Here is a 14,181-nt window from a genome sequence, read left to right as displayed (position 1 = left end):
CCTAAAAAAGATGACACCTGCACAATACAGACATCATCTTCTTCAAGTTGCCTAGAGCTTTTTTTAAAATGTCCTTTACAAAGGGTACACTTTAGTGACAAGAGGGCTTTCTTTTCTTTTCAATATGTGTTGTACCATGTACAATAGAAGGTAGAGAAAGATTGGAAGAGAGGGATCGTGCAAGTGTCAGAAAATATTTCAGTATTAGTAGTAGATGACGAGGATCGTATTCGACGCTTATTAAAAATGTATTTAGAGCGAGAAGGGTACCTTGTTGACGAAGCAGAAAATGGTGAACAAGCGATCGAAAAATCTTTAGAAAAAGAGTATCACTGCATCTTATTAGATATAATGATGCCTGAAAAAGACGGACTAGAAGTATGTGCGGAAATCCGTGAACGTGCAGCAACACCGATTATTTTATTAACTGCGAAAGGTGAGGAAGCGAACCGTGTACAAGGCTTCGAGCTTGGGGCAGATGATTATATTGTTAAACCTTTTAGTCCTCGTGAGGTTGTGTTGCGAGTAAAGGCCATTTTACGTCGTTCACAAGCGTTCTCACCTTCTACAAATGCATCTTCTTCAAAAGATCTTGTTGTGTTCCAACATTTAATGATCGATCATGATGCCCATCGTGTAACAGCAGAGGGTATTGAGGTTAATTTAACGCCTAAAGAGTATGAATTACTTTATTTCTTAGCGAAATCGCCTGACAAAGTATTTGACCGTGAACAATTACTGAAAGAAGTTTGGCACTATGACTTCTTTGGCGATCTGCGTACTGTTGACACGCACGTGAAACGTTTACGAGAAAAGCTCAATCGTGTATCTGAAAACGCTGCAAAGATGATTGTTACTGTCTGGGGCGTTGGCTACAAATTTGAGGTTGTCAATGAATAGAATATGGAATAGTGTTGTCGGGAAGCTATGGGTAACCATATTGCTTCTCGTTTCATTTGTATTATTTGTTTTCACGGTTTTAATGCTGGAGTTTCTTCAAAATTACCATATGCAGCAAGCAGAAATTTCCTTGCGCCAAACTGCTGCAACAGTTGCAAGTATTGTAGATGATAATGAAACAGCAGAATCGACCTCGGAGTTATTAAAAGATATTTTACCTGAAAGTACGAATGCGCTAATTGCAACGGGGTATGATGTAGTATCGTTTGCTTTACAGGAAGGCGTAAACAAAAAAGAAATACAAGATGCGATATTAGCGAATAAATCTTTCCAAGGGATTTATCAATCTGATAAACCGATTATTAAGGAAATGATGATGCCGTCTTCTACAGATAAGGAAAAAATGGAATCATATGTCGTGCTTGGATTTCCAGTGAATGTGGAAAATGCAGTGCACGGGGCTGTTTTTATTTATCAAAGTCCAGATGCACTACATAAAACATCGAAAGAGACGACGAAGATTGTCTTTTTGTCAGCTTTCATTGCCTTTGTGCTTACGACATTTTTCGCCTTTTTCCTATCATCACGTATTACCTCTCCATTACGTAAAATGCGTGAATTGGCATTTGAGATTGCTAAAGGAAATTTTGAAGCGAAAATGCCGACAACACAAAATGATGAAATCGGTCAGCTTGCCGTTGCCTTTAACCAAATGGGCCGTCAACTGAAACATAATTTAGAAGTTATTAATCAAGAAAATGAACAACTATCAAATATTTTGACATCGATGACAGATGCAGTCATTACATTTAATCGTGATCGTACAATATTACTAAGCAACCCACCGGCTGACCGCTTAATGCAAACATGGTTTGTCAATAAGGGTTCACAAAGTGCAAAACCGATTCCACCAGAGCTTTATCATATGCTCGATCATGTATTGATGTTTGAGGATAAGCTTGAAGAGGAAATTGAGATGGACGGAAGCTACTATACGTTTACAATTAGTCCCCTTTATAGTGAGGAATCGATACGTGGAGCCGTTGCAGTTATTCGTGATATGACGGAACAACATCGCTTAGAAAAACTCCGTTCAGATTTTATTGCCAATGTGTCCCATGAGCTTCGTACGCCGATATCAATGCTTCAGGGCTATTCAGAGGCTTTAATGGATGATGATTTTATTCAGGATCAAGAAGAACGTAATGAGATTACCAAAATTATTTATGATGAGTCGAAGCGTATGGGACGTCTCGTAACAGATTTATTAGATCTTGCACGAATGGAATCAGGTCATATGACACTATACAAAGATGAGTTACCGATTAATTCAACCTTTGAACGGATTACACAAAAATTTGCGCAGGTTGCAAAAGAGAAGCATGTCAATCTGGTATTTGATAGTGAATTTAATGATGAGGCCATGATTAGCATTGATGAGGATCGGATTGAACAAGTGTTAACGAATTTAGTTGATAATGCCCTTCGTCATACAGATGAAGGATCAGTAACAGTAAAGGTTGAACAGGAGCCAACCTTTGCCAAGATATCTGTTCAAGATACCGGGCATGGGATTCCTCAAGAAGATCTGCCGTATGTCTTTGAACGTTTCTACAAAGCAGATAAGGCACGTACGCGTTCTAAAGGAGGAACTGGCCTAGGGTTAGCTATTGCTAGAAATATTGTCAAAGCACATTCAGGCAATATTATGGTAGATAGTGTGATGAAAGAGGGTACTACCTTCACGTTTTATTTACCATTTGATTAATATCATCTCTACATTTAGTGGTATTAATTGGATGAAACTTCTGTGAACATTAGACGACAAATTTATAGAACGGGGGTGGAGTGCTTTGAATGACTCCGTGTTCCATCGACTATACGATGCATACCATAAAGATGTGTTCCAGTTTCTTATTTATTTAGTAAAAAACCGTACACTTGCTGAGGATTTAGCCCACGAGGTTTATGTTCGTGTATTGCGCTCATATGAGCAGTTTGCGGGAAAAAGTAGTGAAAAGACATGGCTTTTTGCTATTGCTAAAAATGTCGCGATCGATCATTTTAGAAAGCAGGCTGTACGCCAAAAGCATTCACTTGATTTTTTTGACTGGGAAACGGAACAGCTACATTCAACCACACCATCACCGGAAGAAATGCTACAGGCCAGTGATGAATTTATGCAGGTAGAGTCAGCACTTGAAAACTGTACAGGTGACCAAAAAATGGTCATTATTATGCGTTACTTTCAAGATTTATCAATTGCAGAAACAGCGCAAATACTAGATTGGACAGAAGCAAAGGTAAAAACCACACAGCATCGTGCTATTAAATTTTTAAGGCAACAGCTACAACAGGCTAGAGAACAGGAGGCGAAACGGCAATGACACATAACCAATTTGATGACGACCATCTTGAACATGTACTGAACAATGCCCCTAAGCTCTCTGACCGCCGTTCCAAAGAAGAAGTATTAAATCGATTATTGGCAGATGCTCGATTGCAGGATAATATCCATCTTCAAGAAGCTATAAAACTACCAATAGATGAAGAAAAAACATTGCAAGAACAGCAACACCAGGAAAGTACTGAGACAGCAGTGACAACAAAACGTAAAGTACGTAGATGGCCAATCTTTATGGGTGTTGCAGCTGTTTTCGCCCTAACAGTAATTGTAGGCTCCATGTCTTTGAAAAATAAAGATATAAACGTGGATCAAGCTAGTGCTCCTGAAACTGCTAATTACTCTACAATGCAGGATGAACGAGCTGCAAAAAGTGTTGAAAAACATGACGCTTTAATGGATTCTAACATTGTAGCAGAACATGAACGCATTATGTCACTGCGATCATCTGTATATGAGGAAGATTTGACAGATGCAGTTGTATTCCATATCGGTTTAGCAAGCCGTGATGCGGAAAGTGTACCGATGACATATATCATTCCAAATGAACGAGTTGCTACTGATTTTGGAGAAGATAAGCCTACAACTTTAAAAATGTATGAAAAGTATGCTCCACAAATTGAAGAGGAAGCGAAGGGTTTTACTTCCTATCATCCATATGAAGGGGAATTGAAAGAAAAGGGCGATAAAATTATTCATGTATTGCCAGAGAATAATGATTATGATATTGCTTCTGCGGCAGTTAATGAGTACTTGGGAACATTACAGGATACATTCTCAGATTCCGAGTATAACGATATTGAGTTTGAAAATCCAGATGGTACAGCTTATGAATTTTCTCAGGAAGGAGAACCTAGTAAGTCCATGGCGTTAACAAGCTCAAATCACTTTAATTATTATTTATACCAGAACGAAGATGGAGCAGAGTATTTATCCCCTGATTTTCGTCGAGCTTTTCCCACTGTTACAGAAGCTATTACAGATATGAGTAATATAAATGATGATATATATAAATCAGTCGTGCCTGAAAATATGACATATACTGTAAGTGAGGTAGCGGAAGGTGTTATCGTTACATTTGAAGAGCCTCTTGATTTAACAGCAATGGATCCAGTTCGTGCGACACAGTTAATTGAGGCAATGATGCTCACTGCTGCAAGCTTTGATAAACAATTACGTCTAGACAATGTTGTACAGGAAAGCTGGGAAGGATTTGATTTAACAAAATTCTTACCAAAGCCAGTGGGAGCCAATAAACAATATATGCCATAAACTTCAACACTTGAAGAATAGGCTGGAAAATCAATTTCAGGAGCATTCTTGCGTAGTCGAGAATGCTCCTGTCAGTTTATCTGTACCAGAAGCGAAACGTCAGATAAAGACTCCCACCTCAACGGTCAGCGAAAGCAAAAGAGGCCGTAAAAGCCCGATTAGTGAAGACTAATAATTAGTGAGGATGAAAAAAACACTGATTAAGTTTCTCTCTATGTTGCAATTGTCGACTCTATAAACAACAGGGCATCCACAAAACATATGAATCTAATCGGATTTTTTAAACAGAACTATTTACTTTTCCTTAATAATTCATTATAGTAAAGCTGTAGTATAAAATAATATTGATTCATCTTCGGGGCAGGGTGAAAATCCCGACCGGCGGTAATAGGGTTGTAAATCGCTAATGTTTTCTATCAGAGACATTGGCTCGAATGGTTTACAAAAGACTCTTCAGCCCGCGACCTGTGCAAAGTTTTTTGCATGGCTGACTTGGTGCAATTCCAAGGCCGACAGTTATAGTCTGGATGGGAGAAGATGGAGGTACGATCGTCATTCGTTGTTATGATTTTAGCTATTACGAGTGTTATTTGATGTGACTTTCACAGCTTGCTCAAAATGGCTAATCAATGGCGTTTTTTAATCATGCCTTTTCTCCCTTATGCTCTTTTGCATAAGGGTTTTTTATCTTCATTCAGTAGAAGACTCTCACCTCTACAGGTGGGGAGATGAATGCGGTTTTGTTTCCTTTTCAGTGGTCGAAACATCTACTGAATGAAGATAAAGCCTCCGGCGGATGTCACGGATTTTCAAAGGAATGAATTGTGCCCGCACAATTCAAAATCCGGACGCAATTACGCCAAGGCGAAATTGATAAATAACAATGGATCGTAACCTTTCTTCTTGCGAGATTGAATCAGCAAAGAGGAGAGAGTTTTCGATGAAGAAAAATGTTAAACTTCAATCGTTTATTACGATTGGCATGCTGAGTAGTATTTCGTTTTTATTAATGCTTTTTAACTTCCCAATTCCACCATTCCCGGCGTTTTTGGAAGTGGATTTTAGTGATATGCCAGCATTACTAGCGGCTATCACAATGGGGCCAGTAGCCGGTATTTTAGTAGAATTATTTAAAAATATTTTAGATTGGATCTTCTCGGGTACACCAACGGGAGTGCCGGTAGGACATATCGCGAACTTTACTACAGGTATTTTGTTTATTTTACCAGTAACGTTTATTTTTAATCGCTTTAAGACAATGGCGGGTCTTGTTGGAGGTTTAGCAGCTGGAACAGTCGTTATGGCAGTGGGTATGAGTTTTCTAAACTATGCAGTATTTTTACCGATGTACACTTACTTTTTAGGTATGGAACCTGTTGTAGGTGATTCACTATATAAAATGATTGTAGCTGGGATTTTACCATTTAATATTGTGAAAGGTGTTTTATTAACTGCCGTTATGGCATTACTATTCACAACTATGCGCAAATGGATTGTAAAACAGCGTTCAGTGTATGTAACTAAATAATATAGGAAGAAACCTCGAGTGATTAAATGCTCGAGGTTTTTTTGTATGAGACGGATAGAGCAATCGAAATGATGGATAGAAATGTAAAAGTGACGGGTAGAACGTATAAATTGGCGGATAGAATTGCAAATGTGACGGATAGATCATCCAAATGGGCTGGAATTTAGGTAATTTAGGTAATTAGGTAATGGAATTTGATATAGTCGAGCGTAGTATTTTCGTGTAGAATAAGGTAGAGTTTAGAAATGAGGAGTTTTGTAGAGATGAGTGAAAAAAAGGGACAGTGGTCTAGTAAATTAGGCTTTATTTTAGCATCAGCAGGTGCAGCAATCGGATTAGGGGCAATTTGGAAACTTCCATATGTTACTGGACAAAGCGGCGGGGGAGCATTTTTTCTTATTTTTGTTCTATTTACATTGCTGATTGGTTTACCGATGCTATTATCAGAATATGTTTTAGGTCGTGGTACACAGTCTGAGGCTGTCACTGCATATAAAAAAATAGCACCAACGAAAACAGGCTGGGCATGGATTGGTCGTATAGGGGTGCTAGGCTGTTTTTTATTATTAACTTTTTATAGCGTTGTTGGAGGTTGGATTTTTATTTATAGTGGCCTTGGTGTGACTGGGGCTGTTATTGATCCTGCCAACGATCCTAGTGAACTTTTTGGAAAGATTATAGGTACGCCTTGGATTACATTGCTAGGCTTAGGGTTGTTTACGCTAGCAAACGTACTAGTGATATCCCTTGGTGTGCAAAATGGTATCGAAAAGGCCAACAAGTTTATGATGCCATTGTTATTTATCATGTTTATTGTGCTTGTTGTGCGGGCGGTAACATTAGATGGGGCGATGGAAGGTGTCAAATTCTTCTTATGGCCAGACTTTTCTAATATTACTGGAAAGGCTCTATTAGAAGCGTTAGGACAATCCTTCTTTGGCCTGGCAGTAGGATTTTCTTGTCTTGTGACGTACAGCTCCTATTTAAAGAAGGATGTGAGCTTACCAAACTCAGCGGGCTCAGTTGTTCTTTTAACTGTGCTTGTATCGTTATTAGCAGGATTAGCGATTTTCCCTGTAGTATTTGCTTTTGATTTAGAGCCGGCATCTGGACCGGGCTTATTATTTATGGTGCTGCCAACCGCATTTAGTCAAATGCCGTTTGGCGAAGTGTTCTTGGCGATGTTTTTATTATTATTTTTATTCGCAACGTTAACATCTTCCTTCAGTTTATACGAAATTATCGTTGCTGCATTTATAGAAAAAGGGCGAATGTCACGCTCAGCATTGACACTGTTACTAGGTGTAGTAGTCTTTATTGCTGCAGTTCCAGCGGCACTTTCATCAAGCACCTTAGTGGATGTATCGATCTTTGGGAAAACAATTTTTGATGCAACTGATTTTTTAGTTTCAAATTTAATGCTCCCATTAGGTAACTTACTGATTGCTATCTTTATTGCGCATGTAGTTGATAAAGAATTTGTGAAGAAAGAATTACTAATGGGGAGTCATATGGGGCAGGGTTATTACTCAACGTATCGTTTATTAATGTTAATAGTAGTGCCTATTGTCATTATTGTTGTTTTATTCAATATGCTTATACAATATTAAAGAATAGGGTGTATTCCATCTAACAGGAATACACCCTACTTTTTTATAATGATGGGGCAACAATAGAGTTAATACTCGCTAAGTGATAGTTCGCCCAGCCAACCTTCTTTAATAATCTTTCTTGCTTGCTCCTCGCTTTTCGTAATAGGGAATACTTTATCGACCTGCGAAATAGCAAACAAGTTGCGAATGAAATCATCGACGACAATAATGGCGATTTTCTTTTCTTTTACAGATACCTTTTTAGCGAAATTGACAATCATGCCAAAGCCGGTACTATCAATATTTGTTACCTTTTGCATATCGATAATATATCCAAGCTTTGTATCCAAATTGAGCGTTTGGAGCTCTTTTTTTATTTCTTCAATCATCCCATATTCTAAATCACCAGTAAACGCAATCAAAATATAATCAGCCCTTGTGTCAATATCCATCGCAATTTTCTTCTGATTCATACTATAGCGCCTCCATTTTCTTTTTCGTGTTTGGGAATTCGTAAAACATTAAAACTTGAATTTATTGACTTCATTTTGTAATTTATCAGCAATTGATGCTAACTCATCTGAGCTTTGTGTGATTTCTGCAACAGTTGCATATTGTTCTTCGGATGTTGCAGCAATTTCCTCTGTTGCTGCTGCAGAGTCTTCGATGATACGTGAAATATCTTGGACAGCCTGTTGCACATTTAAGGAGTTATCGTTTACATGCGTAAATGCAGCCTTCATTTGCTCAACACCTTTTTCCGTTTCGACAACTTTCTCCACGATTTCTTTTAAAGCAGTTCCTCCTTTATTAATAATGGTTACTTGCTCTTCTACTGCCAACAGATTACTTTCCATCGTCCGCACTGTCACGGACGTTTCAGCTTGAATATCATTTATGAGGCCAGTGATTTGTCCTGATGCTAAACTTGATTGTTCCGCTAGTTGGCGAACCTCTGAGGCAACGACAGCAAAGCCTTTTCCTTGCTCACCTGCTCGCGCTGCTTCTATAGCTGCATTAAGTGCAAGTAGATTTGTTTGCTCCGCAATGCCTGTGATAACGGTAATAATGCCACCGATTTCTTCGGAGCGTTTACCTAACTTTTGGATAGAATCAGTTGCATAAGACACTGTTTTCGTAACATCACTTAAATGCTTAATAGCTTCGTTAATAGCTTCTTCACCTTTACGGGCAATATGGGTTGATTCTATAGCATTATTTAAGGTACTCTCGGCCTTTTGTAAGCTGCTGGATACTTCTTCAATCGTTTTTTGCATCATTGTTACTATTCGTTCGGCCTGATCAGATTGAGTCGTAGTGCCAACTGCAATTTCATTCATCGTAAGTGCAATTTGGTTAGAAGCCTCACTTGTTTGATGTGATGATTCTGCTAAAGAGTGTGAGGAGTTAGCTATTTGATTGGCGCTACCAGCAACAATTGTCATCGTATCCGTCAAGCGGTTTTTCATATTACTAAAGGCGCTTGCTAGATCCGCAATCTCATCTTTGCCTTTAGGGTTTAATAATTTTACATTTAAATTTAGATCTGCTAGATCTTTGGCATTCGTACTTAAAATATTAATAGGGTTGACAATTTGTCTTTGTAAAAACCAGCTAATTCCTCCAATCATTAAAGTGGCAATTACTAAGGAAATCGCTACATTTTCGAGGGCGGATTTTGTAGCAATGCTGATATAGGGAGCAGTTGGAACAGCAGTCGCCCATACCCCGATAACATCTCCTTGACTATTTAAAATAGGATCATAGGCTGCTTGGTGCATACTTCCTAAGACATTTGCGGAACCGATAAAACGCTTTTTTTCTCCTAATACAACAGTTGCAACTTCATCAGAAACCTTTGTATTTAATGCACGTTGGCCATTATCGACTATATTTGTACTAATACGAGTATCGTTTTGAAAGATTGATACAGCGTTGCCATTTGTGAGCTCTCCAACTTTATCAGCTACCTCAAAATTGTCTGCCATTTTGATATCGCCTTTATATAGTTGGTTGTTCTTAATGGACCATTCTCCGGGGAACTTAGCATTTAAATATTCGTAGCTTACCTGAATATCTGATAAAAGTTTTGTATTAGCACTTTCTAAAAGATTGTTCTTGGAAACATAAAAATTTATTCCTGCCAAAAGGGAAGTAAGTAATAAAATACAAACAAATATCAGCAAATTTATTTTTCTTCGGATAGACAGCTTCATAAAAAATCCTCCAATTTTATGTGTACTTTATACATGAATCTTTTTTGAAATACCAACTAAAAATTTTGTTTCAGAAATTTTTTCAAACCAAATATGATCGACCATATTTTGAACAAACAATAAGCCGCGTCCGCGATCCGCATAATCGGGTTCGTTTAAATCAAATTGCAGAACTTTATCCCAATCATTTTCTGCAATTCCTTTCGCTTCATCAGTGACTGTTACTTTTATTTCTTCGTTAGATTGGGTTACGTGTACTTGAATTTCCTTTTTAGAGCATGTATTAATTTTTTCCATAGCCTCAACAGCATTTATGACTAATTCATGTACGACAAAGCGTAATTCTCGTTTATAAGGTAGATTATATAAACTTGTATAATTTTCCATAATTTGATCTATAAAGGCTATAGCTTGTGTATCAGGATTTACATTGAGTGTGAATTCCATCACCAATCACCTACCCTGTAATGTAATTGTTATTGAAACTACTGTTATATCATCACTGTAATCACTATCAAATAAATCGTACTTTTGCGAAAATTTTTGAAGGGCGTAACTATTATCTTGCGAAGCATAAGAATAAAAAAAGTCCATATCAATTACGTTTTGCTTGTTTAATGTCAATAATCCATCCGTATAAAGGATAATACGATGCCAACCAGATAAAGGTATTGTTTTTTTATTTATTTGAATAGTAGGGAATAGTCCGAGGATCGACGTATTCGAAGGAAGAAACACCGTTTCTCCGTATTTTCCAAATAAAAAACCAGAAGGATGAGCCGCGTTCACATAGTGTAAAGTTCCGTTTTTTGTATCGATAAGTATATAAATTGCCGTCAATAAAAAACGATCCATATCTTCATCAGAGAATAGCTCATAAATTTGCCGGTTGAGTTCTCGCATTACTGCCACTGGATCAATTAATTTCGTAATGATGCCTTTTAATAGAGATCTAATGGACATGGTTACGAGTGATGCGGCGATACCATGCCCCATCGCATCGTATAGAAGAATTGCTGTTAAATGTTCGTTAATCCTAAACCAGCAGTACATGTCACCTCCTAGTGAATTGGATGTCACGTAAAGCCCATCAATTTGAATATGCTCGAGATTTAATGGGGGTGATAATGCATTTTTTTGAAATTTTTTTGCGATCAATAAATCCTTTTGAATCATACTTTCTTGCTGCTTTCGAAGCTTGGCTTCCCACTGATATTTTAAGGCTACCTGAATCCGAGTCTTAAATTGAGTGAAATCAAATGGTTTTAAAATAAAATCGAAAATACCAGCTTCAAAAACCCTATCAATGGTAATGGTTTTTTCATAAGTAGTAGAAAGAAGGATAGGGACGTCAATCCAGTTTTTCAATGCGTTAATGTGCTGACAAATTTCCTCGCAATTTTTGAGCGTCATTTTGGCATCGAGAATAATTAATTCCAGCTCTTCTTGTAAAGAAGAATCTAATAAATAGTTCATTGCAGCTTCGGTCGTTGAAAAGCAATGAATATTTTTGATGTCGATACGATGAAAATACTTTTGCAGACGCAACACATCATTACTTACGCTGCCAATAATTAATACTGACATGCCTACTACATTCACCGCCTTATGTATCTTTAACAGAAGATTTCTAGGGAGCTAACATAATAATTTCTAACTATAAGTATATACGCCATAATTACTTATAAAATGAATAATTTAGAAATTCTAATTTGCTATAAATTTACCAATAAATATGGCAATATACAAGACTTTTGTGATATAAAGTGTGCTTAGCTTATGGTTTCACCTTTCATGCTTTTTTAAGAAGATCAAAAAAATACTTTTTAACATCTTTAAGCACGTGTCCAAACACCCGCTGAAATAGAGGAACTCAGTCTAAGAACGCCACGTCCTGTGGCAATTTATCTGTGCGATAGCGTAGTGCAAACGTAGCGGCAACAACAACTGCTCTATCTATCTAAAAAAGGGATTAATATATTCGGAAAAAACTATGTAATAAAACATAACATACATATTGCGTAATTTACGTTTTTAATGTAACTTAAAATCAGTTATAAATGAATGATGTTAATTAAAATTACATTGGAGTGGTGAACAATGAAACATTATACAAAAGAAGGTATTATACGCCGAGTGAAGGAAGAAAATGTTAAATTTATTCGCCTTCAATTTACTGATATATTGGGAACGATCAAAAACGTTGAAATACCTGTTAGTCAATTAGAAAAAGCATTGGACAATAAAGTTATGTTTGATGGCTCATCCATTGAAGGCTTTGTCCGTATTGAAGAATCAGATATGTATTTACGACCAGACTATAACACCTTCGTAATTTTCCCTTGGACCGCCGAAAAAGGCAAAGTGGCACGTTTTATTTGTGATATTGCTAGACCTGATGGTACTCCGTTCGGAGGCGATCCACGCTCCAATCTTAAGAGGATTTTAAAGGAGATGGAGGAGCTAGGCTTTACATCATTTAATTTAGGGCCAGAGCCGGAATTTTTCTTATTTAAGCTAGATGAAAAAGGGCATCCAACACTTGAGTTAAATGATAGTGGAGGATACTTCGATTTAGCCCCAACAGACCTAGGGGAGAACTGTCGACGTGACATAGTGCTGGAGCTAGAAGGAATGGGCTTTGAAATCGAGGCATCTCATCATGAGGTTGCACCTGGTCAGCATGAAATTGACTTTAAGTATGCGAGTGCTATCGAAGCATGTGATAATATTCAAACGTTTAAGCTTGTTGTCAAAACAATCGCCGCACAGCATGGTCTACATGCGACATTTATGCCAAAGCCTCTATTTGGCGTCAACGGTTCCGGAATGCATTTCAACTTATCTTTATTTGAAGGAGATAAAAATTCATTTTATGATGAAAATGCAGAATTGCAATTGAGCCAAACAGCGCGAAGCTTTATGGCAGGTATTATGCAACATGTACACGGTTTTACAGCAGTAACGAATCCACTCGTTAATTCCTATAAACGATTAGTACCTGGTTATGAAGCTCCTTGCTATGTAGCTTGGTCCGCTCAAAACCGTTCTCCACTTATTCGAATTCCAGCCGCAAGGGGACTTTCAACCCGTATTGAGCTTCGTTCTGTTGACCCAGCAGCAAATCCATATTTAGCGATGGCCGTTATTTTAGCATCTGGGCTTGATGGAATTCGCAAGGATTTAACGCCTCCAGATGCAGTGGATCGTAATATTTATAAAATGTCTCCAGCTGAACGTGAATTAAACAGAATTGACAGTCTCCCATCTTCCTTGGAATGTGCACTTCTTGAATTAGAAATGGACCATATCGTACGTGAGGCACTTGGAGATCATATCTTTGAGAAGTTCACTGCTGCAAAAGAAATAGAATGGAATAAATACCGTACACGCGTCCACAATTGGGAACGTGAAGAATATTTGAGAATGTACTAGAAACGAAGTGTTGGGGCTTAGGAGACTCCAACACTTTTTTATGTGTTCCAAGAAAGTGACAATTCCTTCCTTTTGCACTATGATTGAGGAAAAAAGGGGTGTATGAAATGGCACAAGTGACTCAAGTAGTAACCATCCAAAATAATGATATTGTGCATTTTGAAAATGATATCAATAACGCTCTAGTAGATTTAAGTGATTATTCGATAATAGACATTAAATATAATACCCTATACATAGGGGAACAGACTGTCATTCATTCTGCTTTAATTATTTATAAATAGTAAGTGAAACTATTAATACGGTAATTCCGTAGTTACTAAAGGGGGATGTAATTTGCCAAAAATTTATATGCTATCCATCACTAAAAGAACGGATGAGCTAGAAGTTGAGCAGAATATTATTGAAAAGCTATTTGCCAAAAAATCTGAGCTAAAAGATTTTTTAGAAAAAGAAGGCTACTGCAGGGCATCAAAAAATCAATTTATGAAAATCCATGAAGGATCGATATATGAAGCGACATTTGAAAAAATTAAAATTAAATAATCATCGAAGCAGGGGAATACCCACGGGATCGTGGTAATTACCTGCGTGGAATGGAAGAATAACTGGGGAAGAGGGGAATACCCGCGCGAAATGGAAGAATACCCGCGGAAGAAGGGCGAATACCCGCGCGAAGTGGAAGAATACCCGCGGAAGAAGAGTAAATACCCGCGCGAAGCAGTAGAATACCTGCGGAAGAGAAGTAAATACTCACGCAACAGGGGTATACCAGAACTAAATGAAGAATCATTTGCAATCCTATGTATCTTCCTTGTCCCTGTTTTTCCCGAG

General features: G+C 37.7%; 13 protein-coding genes and 1 riboswitch. Of the genes, 9 read left to right on the top strand and 4 right to left on the bottom strand.

The features are described 5' to 3' along the window. Positions 1–183: 183 nt before the first annotated feature. The 6 genes from ACIQXF_RS18665 (at position 184) to ACIQXF_RS18640 (ending at position 7,714) form a co-directional block, all read left to right on the top strand. Complete coding sequence (locus ACIQXF_RS18665) at positions 184–900, top strand: response regulator transcription factor (protein ID WP_049668637.1); 717 nt, start codon at positions 184–186, stop codon at positions 898–900. Beyond that, positions 893–2,668, top strand: a complete 1,776-nt coding sequence (locus tag ACIQXF_RS18660; RefSeq protein ID WP_402785865.1) for an ATP-binding protein — start codon at positions 893–895, stop codon at positions 2,666–2,668. The genes ACIQXF_RS18665 and ACIQXF_RS18660 overlap by 8 nt, the downstream gene beginning before the upstream one ends. 85 nt (positions 2,669–2,753) lie before the next feature. After that, positions 2,754–3,287 (top strand): RNA polymerase sigma factor SigX, encoded by a 534-nt coding sequence (sigX, locus tag ACIQXF_RS18655; protein WP_402785862.1) that lies wholly within the window; start codon positions 2,754–2,756, stop codon positions 3,285–3,287. After that, the gene (locus ACIQXF_RS18650; RefSeq protein WP_402785859.1) at positions 3,284–4,576 is read left to right on the top strand and encodes an RNA polymerase subunit sigma; all 1,293 of its coding nucleotides are present in this window, start codon (positions 3,284–3,286) and stop codon (positions 4,574–4,576) included. The genes sigX and ACIQXF_RS18650 overlap by 4 nt, the downstream gene beginning before the upstream one ends. 347 nt (positions 4,577–4,923) lie before the next feature. Then, positions 4,924–5,119: riboswitch (FMN riboswitch) on the top strand. Positions 5,120–5,516: 397 nt separating this feature from the next. Next, positions 5,517–6,104 carry an ECF transporter S component gene (locus ACIQXF_RS18645; protein WP_402785856.1) on the top strand — a complete coding sequence of 196 codons (588 nt, stop codon included), beginning with the start codon at positions 5,517–5,519 and terminating at the stop codon, positions 6,102–6,104. A 263-nt stretch (positions 6,105–6,367) separates the two neighbouring features. Beyond that, positions 6,368–7,714, top strand: a complete 1,347-nt coding sequence (locus ACIQXF_RS18640; RefSeq protein WP_402785853.1) for a sodium-dependent transporter — start codon at positions 6,368–6,370, stop codon at positions 7,712–7,714. Between the two features lie 68 nt (positions 7,715–7,782). Here the strand turns inward: ACIQXF_RS18640 and ACIQXF_RS18635 are convergent, their stop codons facing one another. From ACIQXF_RS18635 to ACIQXF_RS18620, 4 genes are read right to left on the bottom strand one after another with little or no spacing between them, the layout of a single operon-like run. Then, positions 7,783–8,169, bottom strand: coding sequence for an STAS domain-containing protein (locus ACIQXF_RS18635; RefSeq protein WP_402785850.1), 387 nt, complete (start codon positions 8,167–8,169; stop codon positions 7,783–7,785). A gap of 48 nt (positions 8,170–8,217) precedes the next feature. Next, entirely contained in the window at positions 8,218–9,912 is a 1,695-nt protein-coding gene (locus ACIQXF_RS18630; RefSeq protein WP_402785847.1) for a methyl-accepting chemotaxis protein, read from the bottom strand. A 27-nt stretch (positions 9,913–9,939) separates the two neighbouring features. Beyond that, on the bottom strand, positions 9,940–10,359 hold the full coding sequence (locus tag ACIQXF_RS18625; protein ID WP_402785844.1) for an ATP-binding protein: 420 nt from the start codon (positions 10,357–10,359) through the stop codon (positions 9,940–9,942). A gap of 6 nt (positions 10,360–10,365) precedes the next feature. Further along, a complete protein-coding gene (locus tag ACIQXF_RS18620) occupies positions 10,366–11,499 on the bottom strand; it encodes a SpoIIE family protein phosphatase (RefSeq protein WP_402785841.1) in 1,134 nt (377 codons plus the stop codon). 513 nt (positions 11,500–12,012) lie between these two features. Here ACIQXF_RS18620 and glnA point away from each other — a divergent pair. From glnA to ACIQXF_RS18605, 3 genes are all read left to right on the top strand, one after another. Then, the gene (gene glnA / locus ACIQXF_RS18615; protein WP_402785838.1) at positions 12,013–13,347 is read left to right on the top strand and encodes a type I glutamate--ammonia ligase; all 1,335 of its coding nucleotides are present in this window, start codon (positions 12,013–12,015) and stop codon (positions 13,345–13,347) included. 107 nt (positions 13,348–13,454) lie between these two features. Then, the gene (locus tag ACIQXF_RS18610; RefSeq protein ID WP_402785835.1) at positions 13,455–13,631 is read left to right on the top strand and encodes a sporulation protein Cse60; all 177 of its coding nucleotides are present in this window, start codon (positions 13,455–13,457) and stop codon (positions 13,629–13,631) included. A gap of 52 nt (positions 13,632–13,683) precedes the next feature. Beyond that, the gene (locus ACIQXF_RS18605; protein ID WP_402785832.1) at positions 13,684–13,893 is read left to right on the top strand and encodes a hypothetical protein; all 210 of its coding nucleotides are present in this window, start codon (positions 13,684–13,686) and stop codon (positions 13,891–13,893) included. Positions 13,894–14,181 lie beyond the last annotated feature (288 nt).

Source organism: Lysinibacillus sp. NPDC097231 (assembly GCF_044761885.1).
Lineage (GTDB): Bacteria > Bacillota > Bacilli > Bacillales_A > Planococcaceae > Lysinibacillus.
The sequence above is the reverse complement of the archived record's forward strand: the minus strand, read 5'-3'. Positions and strand labels throughout refer to the sequence as shown.

What these genes read in the sequence shown, in the direction of transcription:
- ACIQXF_RS18660 (WP_402785865.1), top strand. Translation starts at nt 893, where the DNA reads ATGAATAGAATATGGAATAGTGTTGTCGGGAAGCTATGGGTAACCATA.
- ACIQXF_RS18650 (WP_402785859.1), top strand. Translation starts at nt 3,284, where the DNA reads ATGACACATAACCAATTTGATGACGACCATCTTGAACATGTACTGAAC.
- ACIQXF_RS18645 (WP_402785856.1), top strand. Translation starts at nt 5,517, where the DNA reads ATGAAGAAAAATGTTAAACTTCAATCGTTTATTACGATTGGCATGCTG.
- ACIQXF_RS18640 (WP_402785853.1), top strand. Translation starts at nt 6,368, where the DNA reads ATGAGTGAAAAAAAGGGACAGTGGTCTAGTAAATTAGGCTTTATTTTA.
- ACIQXF_RS18635 (WP_402785850.1), bottom strand. Translation starts at nt 8,169, where the DNA reads ATGAATCAGAAGAAAATTGCGATGGATATTGACACAAGGGCTGATTAT.
- ACIQXF_RS18630 (WP_402785847.1), bottom strand. Translation starts at nt 9,912, where the DNA reads ATGAAGCTGTCTATCCGAAGAAAAATAAATTTGCTGATATTTGTTTGT.
- ACIQXF_RS18625 (WP_402785844.1), bottom strand. Translation starts at nt 10,359, where the DNA reads ATGGAATTCACACTCAATGTAAATCCTGATACACAAGCTATAGCCTTT.
- ACIQXF_RS18620 (WP_402785841.1), bottom strand. Translation starts at nt 11,499, where the DNA reads ATGTCAGTATTAATTATTGGCAGCGTAAGTAATGATGTGTTGCGTCTG.
- glnA (WP_402785838.1), top strand. Translation starts at nt 12,013, where the DNA reads ATGAAACATTATACAAAAGAAGGTATTATACGCCGAGTGAAGGAAGAA.
- ACIQXF_RS18610 (WP_402785835.1), top strand. Translation starts at nt 13,455, where the DNA reads ATGGCACAAGTGACTCAAGTAGTAACCATCCAAAATAATGATATTGTG.